Annotated in this window: 20 protein-coding genes; 9 read left to right on the top strand and 11 right to left on the bottom strand. The window is 39.7% G+C overall.

Going from position 1 to position 22,283, the window contains the following annotated elements; all coding sequences use genetic code 11:
- Nucleotides 1-65: 65 nt before the first annotated feature.
- Entirely contained in the window at nt 66-1,076 is a 1,011-nt protein-coding gene (glsA, locus tag B5X76_RS01985) for a glutaminase A (RefSeq protein ID WP_079640753.1), read from the bottom strand.
- Nucleotides 1,077-1,357: 281 nt separating this feature from the next.
- Here glsA and B5X76_RS01980 point away from each other — a divergent pair, with 281 nt between their 5' ends.
- The 5 genes from B5X76_RS01980 to B5X76_RS01960 all read left to right on the top strand — a co-directional run bounded on the left by B5X76_RS01980 (nt 1,358) and on the right by B5X76_RS01960 (nt 5,656).
- Nucleotides 1,358-2,422 (top strand): 3-oxoacyl-ACP synthase III family protein, encoded by a 1,065-nt coding sequence (locus B5X76_RS01980; protein ID WP_079640752.1) that lies wholly within the window; start codon nt 1,358-1,360, stop codon nt 2,420-2,422.
- Between the two features lie 43 nt (nt 2,423-2,465).
- Nucleotides 2,466-2,870: a DUF1801 domain-containing protein gene (locus B5X76_RS01975; RefSeq protein WP_079640751.1), complete on the top strand. Its 405-nt coding sequence runs from the start codon at nt 2,466-2,468 to the stop codon at nt 2,868-2,870.
- 117 nt (nt 2,871-2,987) lie between these two features.
- A complete protein-coding gene (locus tag B5X76_RS01970) occupies nt 2,988-3,578 on the top strand; it encodes a YdeI/OmpD-associated family protein (RefSeq protein WP_079640750.1) in 591 nt (196 codons plus the stop codon).
- 31 nt (nt 3,579-3,609) lie between these two features.
- The gene (locus tag B5X76_RS01965) at nt 3,610-4,734 is read left to right on the top strand and encodes a metallophosphoesterase (RefSeq protein WP_079640749.1); all 1,125 of its coding nucleotides are present in this window, start codon (nt 3,610-3,612) and stop codon (nt 4,732-4,734) included.
- Nucleotides 4,735-4,765: 31 nt separating this feature from the next.
- The gene (locus B5X76_RS01960; protein WP_245800900.1) at nt 4,766-5,656 is read left to right on the top strand and encodes a metallophosphoesterase; all 891 of its coding nucleotides are present in this window, start codon (nt 4,766-4,768) and stop codon (nt 5,654-5,656) included.
- Between the two features lie 159 nt (nt 5,657-5,815).
- Here B5X76_RS01960 and B5X76_RS01955 read toward each other — a convergent pair whose 3' ends face one another.
- The gene (locus B5X76_RS01955; protein WP_079640747.1) at nt 5,816-6,196 is read right to left on the bottom strand and encodes a (deoxy)nucleoside triphosphate pyrophosphohydrolase; all 381 of its coding nucleotides are present in this window, start codon (nt 6,194-6,196) and stop codon (nt 5,816-5,818) included.
- 123 nt (nt 6,197-6,319) lie between these two features.
- On the bottom strand, nt 6,320-7,018 hold the full coding sequence (locus tag B5X76_RS01950; protein ID WP_079640746.1) for an amidohydrolase family protein: 699 nt from the start codon (nt 7,016-7,018) through the stop codon (nt 6,320-6,322).
- A 392-nt stretch (nt 7,019-7,410) separates the two neighbouring features.
- On the opposite strand from B5X76_RS01950, the gene B5X76_RS01945 reads away from it, so the two are divergent.
- Nucleotides 7,411-8,013, top strand: coding sequence for a hypothetical protein (locus tag B5X76_RS01945; protein WP_079640745.1), 603 nt, complete (start codon nt 7,411-7,413; stop codon nt 8,011-8,013).
- Between the two features lie 261 nt (nt 8,014-8,274).
- On the opposite strand, the gene B5X76_RS01940 is transcribed toward B5X76_RS01945, so the two are convergent.
- From B5X76_RS01940 to B5X76_RS01905, 8 genes are all read right to left on the bottom strand, one after another.
- Nucleotides 8,275-8,487: a PLDc N-terminal domain-containing protein gene (locus B5X76_RS01940; RefSeq protein WP_079640744.1), complete on the bottom strand. Its 213-nt coding sequence runs from the start codon at nt 8,485-8,487 to the stop codon at nt 8,275-8,277.
- A 723-nt stretch (nt 8,488-9,210) separates the two neighbouring features.
- Nucleotides 9,211-9,588: a hypothetical protein gene (locus B5X76_RS01935; RefSeq protein WP_079640743.1), complete on the bottom strand. Its 378-nt coding sequence runs from the start codon at nt 9,586-9,588 to the stop codon at nt 9,211-9,213.
- 184 nt (nt 9,589-9,772) lie between these two features.
- A complete protein-coding gene (locus tag B5X76_RS01930) occupies nt 9,773-11,191 on the bottom strand; it encodes a TlpA family protein disulfide reductase (RefSeq protein WP_079640742.1) in 1,419 nt (472 codons plus the stop codon).
- A 58-nt stretch (nt 11,192-11,249) separates the two neighbouring features.
- The gene (locus B5X76_RS01925; protein WP_079640741.1) at nt 11,250-12,641 is read right to left on the bottom strand and encodes a RagB/SusD family nutrient uptake outer membrane protein; all 1,392 of its coding nucleotides are present in this window, start codon (nt 12,639-12,641) and stop codon (nt 11,250-11,252) included.
- Nucleotides 12,642-12,646: 5 nt separating this feature from the next.
- On the bottom strand, nt 12,647-16,084 hold the full coding sequence (locus B5X76_RS01920; protein ID WP_176140966.1) for a SusC/RagA family TonB-linked outer membrane protein: 3,438 nt from the start codon (nt 16,082-16,084) through the stop codon (nt 12,647-12,649).
- A 210-nt stretch (nt 16,085-16,294) separates the two neighbouring features.
- Entirely contained in the window at nt 16,295-17,437 is a 1,143-nt protein-coding gene (locus tag B5X76_RS01915; protein ID WP_079640739.1) for a FecR family protein, read from the bottom strand.
- Between the two features lie 89 nt (nt 17,438-17,526).
- Nucleotides 17,527-18,111: an RNA polymerase sigma-70 factor gene (locus tag B5X76_RS01910; RefSeq protein ID WP_079640738.1), complete on the bottom strand. Its 585-nt coding sequence runs from the start codon at nt 18,109-18,111 to the stop codon at nt 17,527-17,529.
- 131 nt (nt 18,112-18,242) lie between these two features.
- Nucleotides 18,243-19,706: an FAD-binding oxidoreductase gene (locus B5X76_RS01905; protein ID WP_079640737.1), complete on the bottom strand. Its 1,464-nt coding sequence runs from the start codon at nt 19,704-19,706 to the stop codon at nt 18,243-18,245.
- A 366-nt stretch (nt 19,707-20,072) separates the two neighbouring features.
- Between B5X76_RS01905 and B5X76_RS01900 the strand changes: the two genes are divergently transcribed.
- The 3 genes from B5X76_RS01900 (at nt 20,073) to B5X76_RS01890 (ending at nt 22,249) form a co-directional block, all read left to right on the top strand.
- Nucleotides 20,073-20,414, top strand: coding sequence for an MmcQ/YjbR family DNA-binding protein (locus tag B5X76_RS01900; protein WP_079640736.1), 342 nt, complete (start codon nt 20,073-20,075; stop codon nt 20,412-20,414).
- 58 nt (nt 20,415-20,472) lie between these two features.
- Nucleotides 20,473-20,949, top strand: a complete 477-nt coding sequence (locus B5X76_RS01895; protein ID WP_079640735.1) for a VOC family protein — start codon at nt 20,473-20,475, stop codon at nt 20,947-20,949.
- Between the two features lie 202 nt (nt 20,950-21,151).
- Nucleotides 21,152-22,249, top strand: a complete 1,098-nt coding sequence (locus B5X76_RS01890) for a DUF4172 domain-containing protein (RefSeq protein ID WP_217699609.1) — start codon at nt 21,152-21,154, stop codon at nt 22,247-22,249.
- Nucleotides 22,250-22,283 lie beyond the last annotated feature (34 nt).

The following is a 22,283-nucleotide window of genomic DNA, read 5'->3' as shown; positions in this document are numbered from 1 at the left end:
AAAGGCCTGCACTCCTGCAGGCTTAGGATGAAACAATAGTCTTGATCTGTTTCCATATAAAGGCCTTAAAATACTCCCAGATTGTACTCTTTGACTAGATCAAGAATTATACGGTATCCCGCAGAAGAATTGCCATGCGTATCCAAAGCTGGACTAAAGACACCGATCCCCATTCCGTCAGGCATACTTACGGTGATTCCACCGCCCACCCCAGATTTACTGGGCATCCCTACTGTACGCGCATATTCGCCACTAAATTCGTACATGCCCGCAATCAACATTTGAGAAAGTATAAGTTTAGAAAGATCTGCATTTTCGTAGTTACGGTCACCATCATAACGCACACATTGATGAGCAAAGAAATAACCTATTTTTGCCAGATCTTGAGTCGTTAGTTCTATAGCACATTGACGGAAGTAATTGTCCAATTGCTCTTCGTCTCCAGCGATTAACCCTACGTTTTTTAAGAGATAAAACATACCTCTATTTCGGTGGCCAGTCTCTTTTTCAGATTGATAAACTGATTTATTATAGTCTATTGAAGGGTTATTGGTGATGTATCGGACTAGTTCTAATGTCTTTTGGAAAGGTATATCACCCGATCCGGTTATCAATGAGGTGGTTAGGATCGCACCCGCATTCATCATCGGATTTAGAGGCTTTCCCATGGTTTCTAGATTGGCAAAATGATTGAAGGGTTTGTCAGTACCATAATACCCCATTTTTTCAAAGACCGATTTTTCACCACGTTCGATAACCGCAAGCATTAGCGTTATGATTTTCGATATACTTTGCATGGTAAATTTCGTGTTGACATCGCCGACATTCGTGATATTACCTTCCTTATCAATTACAGATAGTGCCAAAGCCTTGGCATCCATTTTACCCAGCTCCGGAATATAATCCGCTACTTTTCCATCATGATAGTAATGCCTATTTTTTTCAAGTATGGAAGTCAGTATCGATGAAGATACCATTTTATTGTTCGTTGTTTGTGCAGAAAGAGCTACAGTGACCATTAGAAGTAAGAGTGTAAGCGAATTTTTGATCTTACCCTGCATATTATTTGTCTTCATATTTAATTCCTTAGTATCGCGGGGTAAAATTACTAAATTCTATAACTAAGCTGAGGGGGCTAAATGCTTTTCTGATATTCTTGACAGTTTATCAAGAAAGTGATGACACGATCTTCAACAGGTTTTTACGTAGATTGAGTTAATCCGATTCACCTGTTATTTTTTATTTTATAAATATATTGACCAAAATATTTTGATAGTAACAACTAAATGCGGTTATTTATTCCTACATTCAAATAGATTAACCCTTTTTAGCGTTTTCTATTAAACTAATAACACACATGATTCGATCCAAAATAATCGGTACAGGAGCATATATTCCTACAGAAGTGGTAGACAATGAGTTTTTTCTAAACAATACATTTTTCACCGATGAGCATACGGAGATCCAGCAGCCTGTCGAGACGATAATACGTAAATTTAAGGCTATCACTGGTATTGAACAACGTAGATATGCCCCCGTGGGGCTTGCTGCGTCCGACATGGGCGCTTCAGCAGCCGATGAGGCGATTAGACTATCAGGAATAGATCGTGAATCTATAGACTTGATTATTGTAGCACACAATTATGGGGAGATGAAATATCCTGGTGCTCCCCGCGAGATGGTCCCATCGATAGCATCGCGTGTTAAGAATAAACTGGGTATCCAAAATACAGCTTGTATTCCTTATGATATCATATTTGGTTGTCCAGGTTGGGTACAGGGATTGATTCAGGCAGATATGGCGATCCGTTCCGGCGATGCGCAGACCTGTCTGGTGATCGGTACAGAGACGCTCTCGCGTGTACTGGATCCTACAGATCGAGATAGTATGATTTTTTCGGACGGAGCTGGAGCATGTATTCTGTCCGCAGCTGAAACAGCAACATCAGGTATTATAAATGCTGCTGTACGGTCAGACACGGGCTACGAACTCGATTATATAAGTTCGTCCAGCAAGAATAGTGGTGAAGCAGGAGAGCCACAATACATCAAGATGAAGGGGAGAAAAGTCTACGAATATGCGCTCAAATACGTACCGCAGTCTATGAAAGAATGCTTTGACAAAAGCGGTGAACAGATAAGTGACCTCAAGATGATTTTCCTTCACCAAGCAAATGACAAGATGGATGAAGCGATTGTCAAAAGGTTCTTTGAACTGTACGGAATAGAAAACCTTCCTGAAAATATTATGCCGATGAACATATCCCATATGGGCAATAGCTCGGTCGCTACAGTACCTACACTACTACATCAAGTTTTGAACAAAGAGATCGGATCATTCGAATTGAATAAAGGAGACTTGATCATGTTTGCATCGGTAGGTGCGGGTATGAATATCAATGCCGTCACTTACAGATGGTAAGATGGAGTAAGACAGATAGCTCGTTGTAGTTTAGTAGCAGAATATGACAACATTAATTTCAAAAGATATTCTTGAATATAACAATAGCCAGTCCGTTCCGGACAAGGCTATCTGTGATTTACTCGCCATAGAAATAACAAAGTACCTATCCGAATCCGAAAATAAAATCTGGCACAGACATCCGGTATGGTTTTTAGACGGTAATCCGATAACAGGATATAGTAAAGAGAAAAAAGGCATAAGACTGATGTTTTGGAGCGGACAAGGCTTTGACGAAGAACAATTAAGTATACGAGGGGGCAAGTTTAAAGACGCTTCCATTTTCTACAATTCAACAGATGAGATCCATTTGGAAGATTTAAGACGATGGCTTCAAAAATCGGAGGAAATTCAATGGGATTATAAGAATATTGTAAAACGGAAAGGGGTGTTAGAGCGACTGAAATAGACTATGGGAGAATCGGTTTTTTATTCCTGACATAGGGTTGTCAAGAGCCCCTTGTAGCTTTGTTTTAGATTAATAATTTAACCATCACAATAGTTTTTCCTTGATAATATACAATATATGCTCCGTACAATCGAAGAAATATTTTACCCAGCTACTGTTTCCGAATGGCGGATTTGGCTAGAAGAAAACCATCTTTCCAAAAGCAATGTTTGGGTCGTTTTCCACAGTAAGACGTCCGATAAGCGATCTATCACATGGAGAGAAGCGGTGGATGTCGCTTTATGTTTTGGCTGGATAGATAGTAAGAAGATTAAAGTAGATGATCAGACCTCCCACCAGTTCTTCAGTAAGAGAAAACCGAAAGGTACTTGGTCTAAGATCAATAAGGAAAAAGTACAGGAACTGATCGCACTGGGGCTTATGTGTGAAGCAGGTTATAGAAGTATCGAAGTTGCCAAATCAAATGGTTCATGGACCATCTTAGATAGTGTAGAAGAATTGATCGTGCCGCCCGATCTAGAAGCAGTTTTTCAAAAAGACAATACGCTGAGAGACTATTTTCAGCGCCAGAGCAAGACAAAAAAGAAGATGTGGCTACATAAACTTGTATTTTCCAAGAGCCCTGCGACCAGACAGAAGTACATAGACGAGATTATAGCATCGCATCTCTCCAATCCATTATCACCATCCCTAGATTACAAGACTTAACATATATTGCAATCCTAAAATAATAAATCAAATGACAAAGAGATCGGGTTATTATATCTATACGGTTTTATTCCTTGTTTTGAATTTCATTTATCCCTCAACTGGTTTTACATCTTATTTACAAAGAGAGAGTGAGCCAGATAGCTTATTATCAGAAGCTCCCCATATCTTTATCCAAGACAGTGGTAGTTTTAAGCTTGTCTGGGTAGAGGCTGGCGTTAGACGAGAGGCTACAGACAGTAAAAACGATAAGTCGACTGCTGCCCATCTGTTAGGGTTTTCACCCTATGCCCATTTTCAGTATCTACAAACAGAGGAATACGTTCAGCAGTCTGAATTTAATGGCATAAAACGCTTTTTAGCAATCAGCGATATTCATGGTAATGACTCCACATATAGACATTTTCTGCGCAGTCATGGTGTGATAGATTCAAAGGACAATTGGATATATGGCGATGGTCACTTGATCGTTTTGGGAGATATTCTGGATAGGGGCGATGCCGTTACCGAAGCATTGTGGCTCACCTTTAAGTTAGAAGAGCAGGCGTTGAGATTGGGAGGCAGAGTGCATTTTCTTGCTGGTAACCACGAGAGTATGGTTTTGTATAATGACGTACGTTACGTAAACCCCAAATATGTTAAGGCAGCAGATATTATGGGAGTAGAATTCAGAAAATGGTTTGGACATAGTAGCATACTGGGAGTCTGGTTAAGAAAGAGGCCTATTATGATCACGATCAATGATAACTTGTTTGTACACGCAGGCGTATCTAATGCTATTCTACAAAATTCTTATAGCAAGGATGAGATTAATAGCTCTTTTCGAAACAAACTCTTTACAGTGGATAGTTTAATCCGTATAGACGATCAGAGATTAGATTTATTGAGATTTACAGATGGTCCATTGTGGTACCGAGGCTATTTCAAAAAAGACAGGAATCCTTTAGCAGAAATAGATAGCGCACTTCAATACTATGGAACAGAAAGAATGATCATTGGTCATACACCAGGAGATCGTGTCCGAACCCTGCAGCAAGGCAAAGTTATAGCGATTGATTCTTACTTGCAAGGAGGAAACAAAGGAGAGATCCTTCTGTACGATAATGGTAAGTTCTTCCGTGGTTTTAGCGATGGAAGTATATTAGAGTTACATTAACGATGATAAAGCAAAATCAAAGATTCAAATAGTGAGAAAGATTATAATTATTTCCCTTCTTCAGGGATTATTAATGTGTATAACCTATGCGCAGCAAATGGAGAATCCTTTACGAATTGGCCTTATTGCCGATCCGCAGTATGCAGACAAAGCAGATGGCAAAACACGATTCTACAGAAATTCACTTGAGAAACTGGACGATGCTGTACAGCGGTTCAACTCAGCTTCCCTAGATATGACAATTGTCTTAGGTGATATGGTCGACGAAGGCCCTAAAGATGCAAAACCTATTATCGATCGACTGAAAAAGCTTACAATGCCCTTTTATCTTATTTTAGGGAACCATGATTACCCGAAAGAATACCAAGTCAATGTTTTTAAGAAATTTGGGATGCCGGCCGAATACTACGCTATAGATAAGGGCAATTGGATATTTCTATTTTTAAATACAAATGAGCTCTCGTCTTACGCTACAAAGCAAGGTTCAGCTTTGTCAAAAGAGTATCTTGCTTTAACTACACATACAGCAAACCTAGGACGGACACATCTTAAGCCATGGAATGGAGGAGTCAGTAACAAGCAAATGGCCTGGATTATAAAGCAACTCAACCGTGCTGCCAAGCAATCAAAGCCGGTGTTGGTATTTACACACCATCCTTTGTATCCAGAGATTGGTTACGAAGCACTAAATAATCGAGAACTGTTGGTGTTATTTACAAAACACAAAGTTGTGAAAGCGGTCATATCTGGTCATAATCATGCCGGAAACTTTATGCTCTATCAGGATCTTCCTTGTATCACCTTAGAAGGTATGATTGAGACCGAAGATCAAAATGCTTTTGGTCAGATGGAACTATTTTCAGACAAGATTATCATTCAGGGATCGGGTCGCATGACCTCACGGATTTTAAGTCTAAGATAGTATGTTTATGAATATGATCGATTATTGCATAAATAGGGCCTACAATAATAAAAATACCTGAAGCGGGAGCTTCAGGTATTTCTTAACTAACCAATTATTAACCTAAATTATGAATACCAGTATAGTCACAAAACTCATGCCGATTTGCTATTCCGTAGGTTATCGGTTTAGATATTCCTTGACAATAGGCACATCCGCCTCAGCCCAGTCATAGTTTGATAATTCAATAGCGTCTACCCGTATCGCTTGTGCATGTTCCGTAGGTTGCACCATACCCGATTCCATTATACAGACAAAAGGATAGAGGCAGATCGAAAAAGTAGAGTAGTGGTGCTCTACTGGCGTCAGAGCCTCGCCAATACCAATATCTATTCCCAACTCTTCTTGTATCTCTCTACGCAGACAATCTTCTTTTGATTCCCCCTCTTCAATTTTCCCTCCCGGAAATTCCCATTTCAAGGGCATTTTCATTACGGCCGAGCGCTGGCAGATCAGAATTTTATTATTATTTACTATTATAGTACAGGTTACATGTATCATGATGTTCTAAAGATAGAAAAAGCTAAGGGATCAAATGAACTACTATTGGATATTAAGGTTATACCTATATCTGACTATTCCCTCCGAGACCCGTTCCAGTTTTAGATTCTAGATACATATTTTTTACTTGAACTTAATGACAGGTTTATTATTTTCACATACAACTTCAAAAGGCTTGTCACTATTATCATATTTAAAGCAGTCTTGTTTTGTGTTATCTAGAAAAACAATACGCATTTGTAATACCCAAATTATTTGCTGCAGTTCGTTGAGTTTTCCAACCAAAGCTTTGTCAAGCTTGTTTATCGGAATATACAGCGATTTACAATCTTTCATCACTCGAAAAAGCTGCCAATCCTCCTTCCCCGTGCAAGTATTATTCGCCGTTAGCGCTTCTATTTCAGCTATTTTTGAATTTAGTGCAATAGTAGCTTTTTCCAGGTTATAGTCTTGAGCAGTCATCACTTTAGGATGGACATCCACACATTCGATAGCTATTGCTGGGTTGTGGAGATAATCATAGTAAGCCATTCTGTCGTCAAGTTTCTTGGCTTTTTGAATAAGCGCCTCATATTCCCCTTTTAGACGTAAATATTGCGGGTTAGGGTTCATTGCAATAGGGAAATATAATGAACCCAAGCCTGAGCTTTGAAATGCATCCACTTTCCAATTGGAAAGATCGCCACAAGGGAATGTTTTGATAAGATTTTCAATTTCGATACGTTTTTCTTCGGCCTTTTGGTAGTAGTATTCGTATGATTCATTTTTTTTGCATCCTAAAACAAATACTAATACAACGAGATAAGCTAGGTATTTCTTCATAATCTAGATGGTTTCTATTTTTTATAATTTAGTTTTGGGTTAATAACGAGACGACTTGACAAAATGCTACAGCGTTGTTTGAGTAATTGAATTTAGAGAGATTGAATGTGCTTTCAAAAATCTTGAATACAAAAATACCTGAAGCGGGGAGCTTCAGGTATTTCTTAACTAACCAATTATTAACCTAAATTATGAATACTGATATAACGGCAAAACCCATGCCGATAGTATATCCGATTATCATATTAATATAAAGGTTACATTAAACACATATCAATTTCATAACAACTATGTTTAAATCTTGATTGCTACCTATACACCACATTAAATTTATACTTTTACAAAAAGAAGAAAAATGCTAAACAACGTTCGCATCTTTAACTTGTACACCTATGAAGACACTATTTTCTATATTTCTGTTTCTTTTGGCAACAGCCGATCTATACGCACAAAAAAGTGTCCCTAAAGGCAATTTTTCAGAACTAGTGCAAAGAGAGGTAGGAGACTTGAACAATGACAAACGCGATGACATAATTGTTTTAGAGATGGATGTGGAAGACGAGACCGGACCTCTTCGTGTACAGATATTTCTTTCGCAGCCTAACGGGAAGCTTCGGCTCGCCGTTTCCTCTACACAGATAATGGAGAGCCAATATCCACCCAACAAACACGGAGAACATAATGGTAATACAATACCCGATTTTTTCATTGAAGAAGGTAAGTTAAGAATGCTTACAGACATCGACGGTCGAAAAAGCTGTTATGAATTTAGATTCAGGCAAAATAATTTTGAACTAGTCAAGATATCGCGCGTATACTGGAATGGCAAAAACACCACCTTCGAAACAGAGATTGATTTAATAGCAAAAACAAAAATCCAGTTTGAGCAAGAATTGGGCTCAGATGAAATATTTAACAAAAGGAAAAAAGCGATAAAAATCAATTCACTTCCCAAAATCCAAGATTTAGGTTTTTCCGATTTAGAACAGTATTAAGCCCATCCTTTACAGAATAAAAACTTTCAGAAAAAACTTTCATGATGCCTTTGGATCAGCAACAGACATGAAAGTTCTTGATGGCCATTGAGTACAAACACTTTCAGAAAAAAAATACCTGAAGCGGGGAGCTTCAGGTATTTTTAACTAACCAATTATTAACCTAAATTATGAATACTGATATAACGTCAAAACCTATGCCGATAGTATATCTGATTGTCATAATAATATAAAGTTTAGATTAAGCTGCCTCTGTAAACGTTATGTTCCGAGTTTATTTCTACCATTTTTACCGAACCCCCAATAAGCAATCGTACCCAGTACATTCGCAAGTAGTATAATTAATATCCAAATTAGACGTTCGTTTTCAATAAGGACAGGGTTCCTTACAGCGTGATAGATCGTGTAAATAAAAAATCCAAACAATGGGATTAAGACAAATAATTCCTGTAAGCCAATGAATAATAGGTTCATAATATTTTAGTTTGTTTTATGATTTGGTTTTATATGGATCTAATCCAAACACATTAAAGATAGCTATAACTTTCTATTCGTACAATTTTTTTTGCACACCATATCCTGTTTCTATAATTATCCCTCATCTAGCAGAGGCTTTGAACATAACATAGTGGTACATGCATTTCTACTGGCTTTTAGGCTATTTAAGAGTTCAGTGGTGCTTATGAATAACTATTACAAAGCGTTATAGTCAAAAAGAATAACAGTTCATTAATAATGACGTAATCTGATAAAACTACCTTTGGGAACCTTTATTAAGAGAAAAATCAAATATGGTAGAGATTTTAAAAGAAAGATTAGGCCAGGCGCGAGCTGTTGTGTACATTTTGGCGGTAGGTTTGCTCTTTATTGATCCCGTAAGTATATGGGGGATGATCGTTAAGTTTTCTACCATATGTCTTTTGATACTTTTATTACACTTTCTATATCAAAAGTGTAATTATTATAACCGCAATTATGAAATACCTGATATCTTATGCCTTTTAAGTTTAACGAGTCAGACAGGACACCTCTTGTGGGAATCCATTAATCGTTATGTAGCATGATAACTCAAAGATAGAGAAAGTAAAGCGATTTTTTAATCGGCTCATTATGTATAATTAGCAATATAAAGCCTGACCTGAGTTTGGCTATACACTTGAAAACATTCAAGTTGTTGCAATTTCCTTTCGCTAGCTACTATTCCAGGTAAAGTCTTGATCTAACTATATAATCAGTCTTTTTGATATAACTCTCCATTATTAGTTTCGAATTATTCAATTCGTATTTGAATGCAGCATTTTTACCATTGATATTTAAATGTATAGAATCCTTCGCTACAGTATAGCTACCATCGCCTTCGGGCGACTTAAAAGCCCCATCAGGTAGAAATTGTACAGTCACGTTTTTGACCGAATCCAGCCTATCTCTAGCTCCGTCATATGGCGTAAGATCCATATTCAGGTAAGCTATTTGTTCGGCCACGAGCTGCCATTTTTTATGTAAAGGGTGCTCTAGGTTGCTGAACGAAAGAAAAATAATACTCGATAGAACGATTAAATAGCTGAATGACCTCATAATAGCAAATTTAACATTTTAAGTTCTCGATTATAGCCTATTACCCAACAAAAAAATACCTGAAGCGGAGAGCTTCAGGTATTTTTAACTAACCAATTATTAACCTAAATTATGAATACTAAAATAGTAACCATTATCGTGCCATAGCCGAGCTTGTCAGCAGTGTTTAACAAAAGTTAACTGGTTACGGTCTTGATAGTAGGGTGTCCAGTAGTTTCTTCAGTTCATGATTATCTGGTAATGCTGTTTTGTAACTTACCAGTTTTCCTTCAGGATCGTATAAGATGTAATGAGGAATACCCGTGATGTTCATCTTCTTCGCAAACTCTCCTTGCTGATCTAAAAGCTGATGCCCTTCAAGCTTTAGTTCTTTTATCTTATTTTCCCATTTTGTTTTATCGGCGTCTATGGATATAGCGATAAATGTAATATTTTGATCTTTGTATTGCTGTTCCAGCGTATGTAGATAGGGTAGCATTTTGATACAGGGCACACACCAGGACGCCCATACATCAATCAGAACGTACTTCCCTTTAAAATGGTCTAAATGAATGGGGATTCCTGAGGCGGAACGGAATTGTAGGTCTGGCCATTTGGCTCCCTTTAGAGTGTAACGTAGGTTCTCAAAGGCTTTAACCGTTTCGTCCCTCACGATGGTATCTTGAATATGTTGTGCGAGTTGCGTATATATCTTCAGGTCTTCCTCAAAATTGTTTTCTGCGCGGTAGCTAGCGCTAAAGGAACTTAATATGCGCTCCAGCACCTTGTCTTTTACCTGTATGTTACGAATATCATTTTGCAGCAATTGGTTTTGCTGTTCGATCTGTGCTAACGATTTGCGACGGCTATAAGGCGCCAGGCCAGTAGCAAGATTGAGGTAATTGACAATATTGCTGACACCATTATAAAATGATAAAGTAAGTTCATCATTGAAAAACGGAATAGGGTCTTTAGGCTGCTGGTAATAGTTTTTTTTAGCGCTATCCGAAGATTTATTAAGTTCCATGCCAGCTCGGTATAGTGCCGTATTGTATTGATCAAAGCTGTAAAAGCGGATATATTTTTGTACGGATTTATGGATCTTTCTAGATGCTAGAATATGCTCACTCGCTGTGTAAAACTGATACATAACAGCTTTGGTCTTTATCGGATCAAAAGGTAGATCATACAATTCCTTGTTTAACATAAGCGCCTTTGCCTGTACTTCCAAGAGCGCCCGATTGTTTTTATCCTTAATAGCCGAATAATTAGGCTGTACCCAATGATTACATATGAGGGTGTAGGGAACTGTTAATTTTTTACCCGGCTCGAGGTAAACAACCGATACGATGTTGGACTTATTGCCCTCTGCAGACTCGCTGATTACAATAAGGTTTAGTAAAGTAGCCTTTGTAAGGTCGATCTCAAATTTAAATTTGTTGTCAGCCCCCACCCGTATCTCTTCGTTGATAGGAATAAGGTCGCCTACAGCAGTCTCTAGAGACTTGAGGTAAATGGTATACTGCTTTCCTGTGGCTTTTGGAAAACTGCCTTCTACAATGCTTTTTGCCTGACTAAAGCTCAGAAACAATAAACCTGTAAGAAGTAAGGTAATGTGCTTCATAATTAAATTTTGCTATAATGACAGCGTCCGAAAGATAGCTTTCGGACGCTGATCCCATTTATCTGGGGTTTTGTACTAGATTTGGATTAACGCTTATATTTTTGGCCGGTATTGGAAATACCATACGGGGGGCGTTTGGCTGTATTACCTTCTCTCCGCGATTAATCCCAATATTGCGACCTTCTAGATTCAGGCGTTTAATATCGATTAAGCGATGACATAAGAAAGCCAATTCTATACGACGTTCGTTAAGTACCCAATCCAAAACCTCGTTCTTATCGTTGCTGGCTAAAGCTTTAAAAGTAGCAGTTGTGAATCTGCGCTGGCGTAAGTAGTTCAAACTTTCTAATGCCTCAGGTATTCTGTTGAGGCGCGCAGCAGCTTCCGCGCGGATCAGGTAGATCTCTTGTGTAGTGACTCCTCCGTTATTGTATTCGTATGCGCCATTTGTCTCTAACACCCCTTGAAAAGCAAGTAATGCGCTCGTATAGCCTTTAGGGCTTGTGCCGAATAGTTCTCTCAGGTCTCCTGTTTTGTACAATGCATATTGGGCAGGAGCAATCTGAAACTGGAAATCTAAGGCACCAACTTTAAGCAGGTATTTGTTGAAAATAACGTGTTTTTTGTCATTCATAGACGTAGGGTATCCATTGAGTGCCCCCCTCCGGTTATTCGGATCGGCATAAGAAAATGTATTATAGTCATACACAAAATTATTAATAGCCAAGGTCTGATTGGCATAGTCGAATGATTTTTCCCAATTGCCTTCGTAGAGATACATACGTGCTAAAAGTCCCAGTGCCGCACCTTTGCTTGGACGCTGTCTGTAGGTAGGCGATTCAGGCAAAAGGCCTATGCTTTCCAACAGATCGCTTTCAATCTGTCGGTACACCTCGGCTACTGTACTACGAGGTAGCAGGGCATTGATGTCTGGTTTAAGCGGTAGGGGCACACCCAAATCTTCGCTGGCCGCACTGCTGTAATGTTTTGCATATTGGTTGACAAGCGATAAATAGGTAAAAGCCCGATGTACCAGAGATTCTCCCTTTAACCGGTTTTTCTTGATTTGATCGGCTTCTTTATTATCTGCTATACCTTGGATAACGGTGTTAAACGTATAGATAGCTTTATAAGCTGCATTCCAGTCTTCATCATTTTCACTGACATCGTAGTGTTCTGGTAAGTAGTCGTAGGTGTTTACAGCGTGTCTGCCTGGATAACCACCTGCAGCCGCACGGTTTGCCTCAGGAAGAATGATTTCGTCTGTTGCATAGATGGCATTATTCGACGTGCGTGTTACTACGAGTGGCGCACTGAGTAGAGCTTCGTAATCGGCTAAGGTTTGTGGAATTACAACACCTTTGGGAACGACGTCCAAGAAGTTATCACACGATCCCAGTGACAATAGAGCTGGGATAAGGGCAAGCTTAAATATTTTACATAATGACATGGTTTCTAGAATTTTAAGTTAACTGAAAGAAGGTAGCTTTTTACCGGAGGAAAGTTGATCGATCCCGAACTAAGTGTTACATAGTCAGGGTCTAGATCTTGCTCATTGGCCGACCATAACAAGAAGTTATTGGCCTGAAAAGAGACATTAACTTCGTTAAACACTTTTTGCGTCCATTTAGTTGGTAACTTATAATTTAATGTTGCCGAACGCAAACGTATGAATGATGCATCATCTATCCAACGATCTGATTTTTGATAATAATCGGTCCATACAGCGTTTGCTGTCACGGTATTATACGTTCTTGGAATATCCGTGAAGGCCTCGTCTCCAGGTTGCTGCCATCTATTTGCAATATCGCTGGTCACACCAGCGTACATGTCCATACGTGGCGTAGAAAGGCGCATTTTGTGTGCCGCCTTAAAAGTAAATTGTGGACTTAGCGTAAACCCTTTATAATGTAGGTGTACAAACATACCACCATGGAAAGGAGGTACCATCGTACCAGCGTAATATAGCGCATTTACATCGGTAAGACGTGGTTGCGACCAGCTACGGATATTACCTTCCGCATCGAAGATCTGCGGCTCGCCTTTGTCGGATAGTCCAGCCCAGCGGTAGCCATACAGGTAGCTTAAAGGTAGGTCCTCGACTGGTGCATTACCAGCGATGTAGGTTACAGCTGTCTTGTTTGGTGCTATTACGCTGCTCACTTTGTTTTTGTTATAGCCTAGATTAATATCCACATCCAGATCAAAAGGTGCGTCTTTTAGAATCTGAGCCGTTAGGTTAAGCTCCAATCCATGATTAGTCATTTTTGCGGTGTTGCGTTCGGCCGATAAGAAGCCTGTCGTGGCGTCCAGCAAGGCATTGCCCAGCAGATCAAAACTTCTTCTGTTGTAATAATCAAAACTACCGTTCAGACGTCTGTTGAATAAAGCAAAGTCCACACCGAAATTGGTGGTTGCTGTTTTCTCAGGGCGTAAGTACTGATTCTCTGGGTTGGTGAATGTCAGCATGTTCTCTTGTGTCAAATGGCTCTTGCCTGTTGATGCAATTGGGTAAGGGCTAGAATTACCAATGTTACCATTAAGGCCATACGTAGCACGTACAATAAGCCGGTTTAAAAAGTCGGCTTGTTGCATAAAGTCTTCGCGACCTATATTCCAGCTGATACCGGTACTCCATAGCGGTTGATACCTATACCTTGGGTCAGTGCCAAACAGGTTGGACTGATCCGTACGGATACTTCCTGAAACCGTGTACTTAGATAGGTAGGTGTAGGCTGCATTGGCAAATGCCGAAAAAAACTTATTCTCTCGTTCCACAAAATTTGGTGTCCAGGTGTAGGAGTCATAGCCACCTATAGAGTTGAGTGTATAGGTAGAAAGAGCCAGCGCATTGAAGTTATCTACCGTCAGGGCCTGCGGGCTGTAATTGTAGTAACGGTCAGTATTGCTTCGCACAAATATAGAACGTAGTTCGATCCCTCCGATAGCCGAAATAGCATGATCGGTACCCCATTGACGGTCAAAGTTTAGGCTATTCCGAAAAGTCCAGCTGTTCTGCTTGTTTCTGTCCTGATCAAAGATAGGACCTATAGGAAACTTCTGGTCATACACTTTACGCGTAGCATCGTACACACGCCATAGGTTGGCCAGGTTGCGTACATAGTAGCTGTCCATATTTTGGAGGTTATCTTTGTTGATAAAGCGCAGCTCCGTCTGGTATTGCGAATTGAATTGCAAGCCATCCATGATTTTGTACTCTGCACCTACATTGATCCGGGTAGCAAAGGTATTTGTCTTATTGGTAGTCCCCTGCATATTTTGCAATGGATTGTAATCCCAGTTGAGGTAGCCTTTACTGTAATAGTCGGGCAAAAGATGATTGCCAATGCGCGAAGCATGTTGCACATAATTGTCATTCTCGTCTAAGAAACGTAGGTAAGGCTTGTTGTCGGCAAAGCCGTATCCGGGATTAGGCTCTTTACTTTTGATAAAAGTAGAGTTGACGCCCAAGGATAGATTTAATTGGGGTAATACCTGTAGGCTGTTTTTAAAATTCAGGTTGAAACTTTCACTGTTATTACCTACCAAAGTTGCCTTTTGGTCGGTATAAAAAGAGGAAAGAAAAAAGTTATATTTCTCGGTTCCACCACGTACCGATAGATTAACCTGCTTCTGTACCGCCTTACGGTAGAAGAGGTTTTGCTGGTCCATACTGTTGTAGGATTTCAGTGTGTTCAGGCCTTGTTCCACCTGTTCGTCGGTCAGTTGACCGAGGTGTTTTTTATAAAATAATTCGGTCACAGGGGAATAATAGTTATTACCCATGTTATTAAAGTTAACCCAGCCTTTTTTAATGGTTTCTACTTCAAAATCTATGTAATCGGTTGAGCTGGCAGGGCGCTGAAAAGAAAAGTCAGGCATATCATCTATTCGAAGGTTGGACGACAATTCGAATACGGCCTTTCCTTCGGTCGCCATACCACTTTTAGTTACGATAACGACTACACCATTGGAGGCGCGAACACCCCAGATAGAAGATGCTGCCGCATCTTTTAGTACGGTTATGTTTTGTATATCGTTCGGGTTGATGGTGAAGTTGCCACTTTCTACCGGAAAACCATCAACTACGATCAGTACATTGCGTGTTCCGGGTTTGAGCGATGAGGCACCACGGATTTCCAAAGAACCGGTGGGTCCGACCAATAGTCCAGGTACCATTCCTTCAAGTCCTTTCGCAAAGTCGGTAGACCCCATATTGGTAAGCTTCAGCTTATCTTCGTTTACAAAGCTAAATGAGCCCGTCGCACGTTCTTTAGGCAATTTTTGATACCCCGTAGAGACGATAACATCGACTTGATCAAGTTTGGTTTCCTTGACGGATAGTGTAAAGTTCACTTCGGTCTGCTTAGCCTCAAAGGATGCCGTTATGCTTTCATAGCCGATAAAGGATGCCGTCATACTTCCAGATCCCTGTACGTTCAGTAGGGTATAATAGCCATCTTTATCCGTCTGTGTTTTCGTATTGCTACCACTTAGTGCAATCACGACGCCCGGAATAGGTTGCTTATCCGTTGAAAGTACACGACCTCTTACCGGTCTTGCCTCCTGGTCAACATTGGATCGGGTGGTCAAGTTGGTATTTGCTTCGTGGATGAGCACTGTTTTGTCTTTGATAGAAAAGGTAAGGCCTTGCCCCTCTAAAGTTTGACGGAGTGCCTCTTCCAGCGTAGCTGATTTAAAATTTACGGAAATTGATCCTTTGCTTCTGATCAGATCAGAATCGTATAATAAATGGTAACCGCTCTGCTGGCGGATGTCGTGTAAGACCTGATTAAGCGAACTGTTCTTTTTGGATACGCTAACTTGCTGGGAGTAGCTGTATGCACTTACTTGCAAAGAAGCAAAGGTCAAAAGAGCTGTAGATAGCTTCATGAGTGTTGCGGGTTTTGGTAGAAAGGAAGTTTTTCTATGCGATAGCATAGAATTCTTCCTTACACATTGTTTCACTTTGTGTAAATTCATAAATTTGAAATGAGTTAAGGGTTAATTTTTTACATTTTTCGCATGAAATGTTTGTTGGCCTTTTTTTTGCTAGTAGTGTTGACGCACTGCTAGCTTTTTTGCAAACAGATCGGTTGTTTATTATTTGAGTTTAGGGTATGCTCTAATGGTATTGTTTTCTAATTTAAAAGTCGATCGTCCTGTTATTTCCAGCATGTTCAATACCTCTGATAGCTTGACATCTTTACTGATGTAACCGTTGAATCGTTGGCGGGGTAGGCTCGCATAGTCTACATCTACTTTATACCAACGGGATAAACTCAACATAATATCTTCCAGTAGATCGTCATTGAAGATAAAAAGACCTTCTTTCCATGCGACGTTTTTCTCGGTGTTGGCTGTCGATTTGATCAGCCCAACCTTGTTCAGCTCAGCCTGTTCATTAGGTTTTAGTATTACTTTTTTGCCATAATGTTCGCCCGATAGCGTGTTGACAATTTCTACTGAACCCTCTACCAATGTCGTTTTGCTAGGTTCCTGATTTGGATATGATTTTACATTGAATTTGGTGCCCAGTACATTGATCTGTTGGTCTTTGGTATATACACTGAAGCGATGTTTTGGATCTTTAGATACGGCAAAGAACGCTTCGCCAGATAAAGATACCTCACGTGCGGTGCCGGATTGGAAATCGGATGGGAAGGTCAGCTTGGAACCTGAATTGAGCCATACTGTACTACCATCGGCCAGTATGATTTGGTAGTTACCACCGATGGGAGCTTCTATACTATTTAGGTCGTTTTGCAGGATATAGCTGCATGGCACAGCTCCCGTTAAGAGCGGATCTACACTATTATACAGGCGCAGCCCATCGCTGTAACGTATTTCAGATCCAACAAAGGAGATCCCCCTATGGGTTCTGGAAAGTTGGATCCGCTGCCCATTGGCCAATGTTAGACGTGCTTCCTGTTGCCCCGGCAGTGCATCCTGTACAGCTTCGGTAGGTACTGAGTTGTAGCTTTTAAAGTAAAAGAATGAGAACAAGCCGACAACGAGAAGCGAGGCTGCTGCCGCATAAAGACGCCAATCGGTCTGTTTGGTGTTATACCCCTGTTGTATTCTGCCCCATACCTCATCCATAGACGATTGGATCTGTTGCAGATCGGGGTGCGTATCTGTAGTTGGTAGCTGGTTATACCAGTTTTCGACCAGCGCCCGTTCTTCAGGACTACAGGTACCATCTTTGTATTTTTTAGCTAATATCTTAGCCTTGCTTTCTTCCATAAATTTAGTATTGAGACGTTGGCCTTTAGACGTCGTTATGTATTAAGTCAGATAAGTAGGGGGGAGGGGGTATAAATTTTTAAAAAAAATTACCTGACCAGTAAAAACAGGTATGCGACGAGAGGAAGTTTCTTGCGCAGGATGCGCAACGCATTTTTTATCTGCGTGCGTACAGTCTGGTCAGAGAGTGATAATGTAGAGGCTATCTCTTTGTGGGAGAGGTTTTCAAATCGGCTTAGAATGAAAATCTTGCGCATGGCGGGAGGGAGTGCATTGATCTCCGCCTCGATGATCTGATTCAACTCCTTATGCCTAACTAAAAAATCGGTCTGTATGGAGTCCTGTTGGTCGATATAGCCTTGCAGTGAATCCAAGTATTTGTTCGCTGTTTGTTGCTGCAAGATGTAATTACTGATCTTGTACCGGACCGCAGCGTACAAGTAGGCAGACAGCGAATGGCTAATGGTCAATTGGTCTCTGTTTTTCCAAAATGATACAAAAACATCCTGCAGCAGATCCTTAATAGCTTCATTATTGTCGATCTTCTTGAAGGCATGGATATGCAATACTGGATAGTAACGTTCATAGACCTCTTTGAAGGCACGCTCGTCATTATCCCTGAGCAGTGCAACGATTTCAATATCACTGTATACCTTGTAATTCCTATCAGCCATTTCAGTTTCCCTATGTGTGGTACATGGAAGATTGCAAATTTAGGAATTTATTCGATGTTTTCTTCCCTCATCGCTCTCCAATTTCTGCCTGATAGAAATTGGGCTAGAGACTTATAACTTATAAAGTCAGCCTACTTATAATGTTCGTAAAACCTATTACTAAATAGCTCTGTAGGATCATACTTTAGTTTCAGACGAAAAAAGCTATCTACCTGCGGATACGATTTACGCATCTTTTCCCTGTCGATATGCAGCCTATAAGGCAAGTAAAACGTTCCTTCATTTTTCAGGGCAGCATCCACAAGTTCATTCGTCAGCTCCTTCATCGCTTTTTCCTGTTCTTTAGTTTTCTTTTGATTGAACAAGATTACAAAGCCATATACATCTTCTTTAGCATAGTTTAGGTAGCTATCCTTGTCCTCACGGACACCACGTATGGTGATATTTAATAGATCAATCTTAGATTTTTTTAAGATCGGTTTGATATCCTGTACAAAATGATTGAAGTGTCTCTCCGGGATAAAGTACTCCTGTAGCAGATCCGTAGAAGCCGTATCTTTGTTTTCAATCAGCGAGACATGATCATTTAAGAGTTCATTTCTCGAGTAGACCGTATTCTTAGAGACCTTATTCTTACCCGTTTCCAGGTCCCATCGAAGTCTCTTTCCATACTCACTACCTACGCTACCTCTAAATACCAAACGTTGGGCTTCTGTACTCTTGGTTTGTTGGAGCCGAGGCACATCCATCTTTACCTCCTCAAAATAATTAAGTGTAGCCTCCTCAAGAAAGTGTTTATCCGATATCCGCAGCCTTCCAAATATAAGATTTACCTTAGGGTTGTCAGACACATATTTCTTATAGTAGCTTACATAGTCTGTAGGAGAGAGACTCATATACTTGTGGGTCAGTGCCATATTGTCGACAACGTGGAGTTTCACATCCAGTATTACGCCAAATAAGCCATAGCCACCCAACACCAGCTTGAATAGTTCTTGATTTTCGTTTCTGCTACAATTCAATACCTTGCCGTCAGCCAGCATAATCAAAAAAGAGTGAACACTTTTCGATATAGGAGGCAGGTCTTTTTGCCAGCCGTGTCCATTTACACTAATCGATCCTCCGATAGAAAAAGAGCTAAAAGCCTGCATTATAGCGATAGATTTACCGTGTTTGTCAAGATATTTCAGAGCATCCTCCCATAAAGCGCCAGCGCCTATTGACAAGATGTTATTCACCGTATCAAGCTCCATATGTTTATATGGGAGCATATTCAATAAGATACCATCAGGAGATATCGTATGGCCTCCCATGCTATGTTTAGCCCCCGATATCGAGACCTTCAGGCCTTTCTCAGCAGCATATTTAAAGATGTCCTTAAGTTGCGTTTCAATTTGGTTTTTATCTGCTGGAATGGCGATAATGGTATCCATCTTTGTCAGGTTCAACTGACTAGCATCATTCGTATATCCCTGCGGGAGTTCGATTTCTGTTCCGTTCTCATTCCACTTTGTTTTCAATAGGTGAAAAGAAGGTATGGACAGGAAAAGTAATAAACAGGCAGCTTCAATAAGCCAAAAGTATCTTTTTTTCATTACGCTGTACATTCAATTAGACAAGATACCTTATTGTACCGTTTTTTTATATACCAAGACCTAAAAATGTTCTAGTCGTGAGCACATTTACAGATAATCTAACACAAAAAAAATACCTGAAGCGGGGAGCTTCAGGTATTTTTAACTAACCAATTATTAACCTAAATTATGAATACTGATATAACGACAAAACCTATGCCGATAGTATGCCGAACTATTGAATTAACGAAATAGTTACATTAAAACTATTTCGTTGCTTGTGTCATTTAAAATAGTTTATCGAAAAAAATCTTGCCATAAGGTAACCTTACCCAATGAAAGTTATGATAAATTTATAATATAAACATTAAAAAAATAATTGGTCCGATGGTAACTATTGACACGTTTAGAAAACTAGCACTTTCATTTCCAGAGGTGACAGAAGAGCCTCATTTCGAGAAATTATCTTTCCGAGTTAAAAATAAAATATTCGCGACCTATGATGGGCTAAATAAAAGAGCATGTGTAAAGCTAACCGAAATTGACCAAGATGTTTTCTCTTCTGGCGATAGAACGATCATTTTCCCCGTTGACAATAAATGGGGTAAGCAAGGCTGGACAGGTATTGAAATGAATAAAGTTCATAAAGACTTATTTATCGACTTGTTGATGACTGCATATTGCACGGTTGCGCCAAAAAAGCTTGCTGATTTCGTTAGAATAGATTAAATAAGCGCGTACTTAATTTTAAAAATAAACGATTTGATAAAACATATTATTAAATATCATGAATAATCAAAAAATAACCCCTTGTCTTTGGGTGGAAAAAGACGCAATGATAGTTGCAGAATATTATCTTTCCATATTTAAAGGTGGTAAGTTAAAAGACTATCAGTTATTCGAAAACATGCCGGGAGCTGATGGTAGCGGCAGTGACGGCCGTTTTGACACAGCATTGATTGAACTAGCGGGAATAGAGTTTTCCATTCTAGCAGCAGGACCAATGTTTAAATTCAACGAAGCCTTGTCACTTGTTATAAACTGTAAAGATCAAGATGAAGTAGATTATTATTGGGATGCTCTCACCACTAATGGGGGAGAAGAAGGAGTCTGCGGTTGGTGTAAAGACAAGTACGGTTTATCTTGGCAAGTGGTGCCTGTTGAGTATTTTGACTTGATACACAGCAAAGATACTGTCGTGAGAGAGAAAGCCATAATCAATACATTCAAACAAAAAAAGCTGATACTTTCAGAGTTAAAATAATTTATACAATGTAACGATATCTAGGTTGCCTTCAGACAGGGCTTCTCTAAATTATGAATACTGTATAACGGCAGTTCTTATGCCGATAGTCATAACAATATAATGATTACTTTATTTTTAAAAAACGTGAGCCGATTAATCTTGTTAATCGGCTCAAATTTTAGCTATATTTGAGTTGAATAATTTTTTTAATCGGCTCATTATGTATAATTGGCAATATAAAGCCTGGCCTGAGTTTAGTTATACACTTGAAAATATTCAAGTTATTGCAGTTGCTTTTGCAGAAGAACTGGGACAGGCCTCTGGCCTAATAACTGCTTTAAATGATGGTTTAAAGCAAGAAACCATCATTGAGATTCTAATCGCTGAAGCAATAAAAACCTCTGAGATAGAGGGCGAGTATATGAGCCGAGTAGATGTGATGTCATCTATCAAGCGCAATCTAGGATTAAAGGATGATACCAAAGTGCGTGATATACGTGTAGCCGGTATAGCTCAGTTGATGACAAATGTTCGGCAGGCTTATAAAAAAGAATTATCCGTAACAATGATTTTGGAGTGGCACAAGATGTTGATGGAATCATTTACCCGAATACAAGCTGGTCAATGGCGCGCTGGACATGAACCGATGCAGGTCATCTCAGGCGCCCACGGTAAAGAAATAGTACATTATGAAGCCCCCCCTTCAGCTAGAGTAGCTGAAGAAATGAACAATTTCGTAGAATGGTTTAATAATACGGTCTTTTCAATACAGGATAAAGTGAGTCAATCTTTAGTAAGATCAGCTATTACGCACCTGTATTTTGAAAGTATTCATCCGTTCGAAGATGGAAATGGCCGTATCGGTAGAGCTTTGGCCGAATATGCTTTGTCGTATACCTTACAAAGTCCCGTTTTATTATCGATTTCTAAGGTCATAGAAAAAAATAAGACCCAGTATTATAATGCGTTAAAATCTGCGCAGTCCACTCTAGAGATCTCTGCTTGGATTGAGTATTTCGCAAAGGTTATTCTAGAAGCACAGATTGAAGCAAAGCTGTTGGTTGAGTTTATCGTTAAAAAAGCCAAATTCTTTGACAAATTTAAAGCACAGTTAAATGAAAGAGAACTGAAAGCTATCAATAGAATGTTTGCATCAGGAGTAGAAGGTTTTGAAGGGGGGATGACCGCTAAAAAGTATGTTGTCATAACAAAAGCTTCTAAAGCTACTGCCACCCGAGATTTACAACACTTAAGCGAAATAGGAGCCTTAAGCTTACTGGGGGCGGGACGGTCCGTACGGTATGAGTTGGTATTATAAGATCGATCCATAAAAAAATACCTGAAGCGGGGAG

The sequence above is a fragment of the Sphingobacterium nematocida genome, from assembly GCF_900168125.1.
Lineage (GTDB): Bacteria > Bacteroidota > Bacteroidia > Sphingobacteriales > Sphingobacteriaceae > Sphingobacterium > Sphingobacterium nematocida.
This window is presented reverse-complemented; position numbering and strand designations above follow the sequence as displayed.

Excerpts from the sequence above, each read along its gene's own strand:
- B5X76_RS01975 (WP_079640751.1), top strand. The coding sequence starts at position 2,466 with ATGACAACATTAATTTCAAAAGATATTCTTGAATATAACAATAGCCAG.
- B5X76_RS01910 (WP_079640738.1), bottom strand. The coding sequence starts at position 18,111 with ATGGCTGATAGGAATTACAAGGTATACAGTGATATTGAAATCGTTGCA.
- B5X76_RS01900 (WP_079640736.1), top strand. The coding sequence starts at position 20,073 with ATGGTAACTATTGACACGTTTAGAAAACTAGCACTTTCATTTCCAGAG.
- B5X76_RS01905 (WP_079640737.1), bottom strand. The coding sequence starts at position 19,706 with ATGAAAAAAAGATACTTTTGGCTTATTGAAGCTGCCTGTTTATTACTT.
- B5X76_RS01895 (WP_079640735.1), top strand. The coding sequence starts at position 20,473 with ATGAATAATCAAAAAATAACCCCTTGTCTTTGGGTGGAAAAAGACGCA.
- B5X76_RS01955 (WP_079640747.1), bottom strand. The coding sequence starts at position 6,196 with ATGATACATGTAACCTGTACTATAATAGTAAATAATAATAAAATTCTG.
- B5X76_RS01965 (WP_079640749.1), top strand. The coding sequence starts at position 3,610 with ATGACAAAGAGATCGGGTTATTATATCTATACGGTTTTATTCCTTGTT.
- B5X76_RS01945 (WP_079640745.1), top strand. The coding sequence starts at position 7,411 with ATGAAGACACTATTTTCTATATTTCTGTTTCTTTTGGCAACAGCCGAT.
- B5X76_RS01920 (WP_176140966.1), bottom strand. The coding sequence starts at position 16,084 with ATGAAGCTATCTACAGCTCTTTTGACCTTTGCTTCTTTGCAAGTAAGT.
- B5X76_RS01930 (WP_079640742.1), bottom strand. The coding sequence starts at position 11,191 with ATGAAGCACATTACCTTACTTCTTACAGGTTTATTGTTTCTGAGCTTT.
- B5X76_RS01970 (WP_079640750.1), top strand. The coding sequence starts at position 2,988 with ATGCTCCGTACAATCGAAGAAATATTTTACCCAGCTACTGTTTCCGAA.
- B5X76_RS01940 (WP_079640744.1), bottom strand. The coding sequence starts at position 8,487 with ATGAACCTATTATTCATTGGCTTACAGGAATTATTTGTCTTAATCCCA.
- B5X76_RS01915 (WP_079640739.1), bottom strand. The coding sequence starts at position 17,437 with ATGGAAGAAAGCAAGGCTAAGATATTAGCTAAAAAATACAAAGATGGT.
- B5X76_RS01950 (WP_079640746.1), bottom strand. The coding sequence starts at position 7,018 with ATGAAGAAATACCTAGCTTATCTCGTTGTATTAGTATTTGTTTTAGGA.
- glsA (WP_079640753.1), bottom strand. The coding sequence starts at position 1,076 with ATGAAGACAAATAATATGCAGGGTAAGATCAAAAATTCGCTTACACTC.
- B5X76_RS01890 (WP_217699609.1), top strand. The coding sequence starts at position 21,152 with ATGTATAATTGGCAATATAAAGCCTGGCCTGAGTTTAGTTATACACTT.
- B5X76_RS01935 (WP_079640743.1), bottom strand. The coding sequence starts at position 9,588 with ATGAGGTCATTCAGCTATTTAATCGTTCTATCGAGTATTATTTTTCTT.
- B5X76_RS01980 (WP_079640752.1), top strand. The coding sequence starts at position 1,358 with ATGATTCGATCCAAAATAATCGGTACAGGAGCATATATTCCTACAGAA.
- B5X76_RS01925 (WP_079640741.1), bottom strand. The coding sequence starts at position 12,641 with ATGTCATTATGTAAAATATTTAAGCTTGCCCTTATCCCAGCTCTATTG.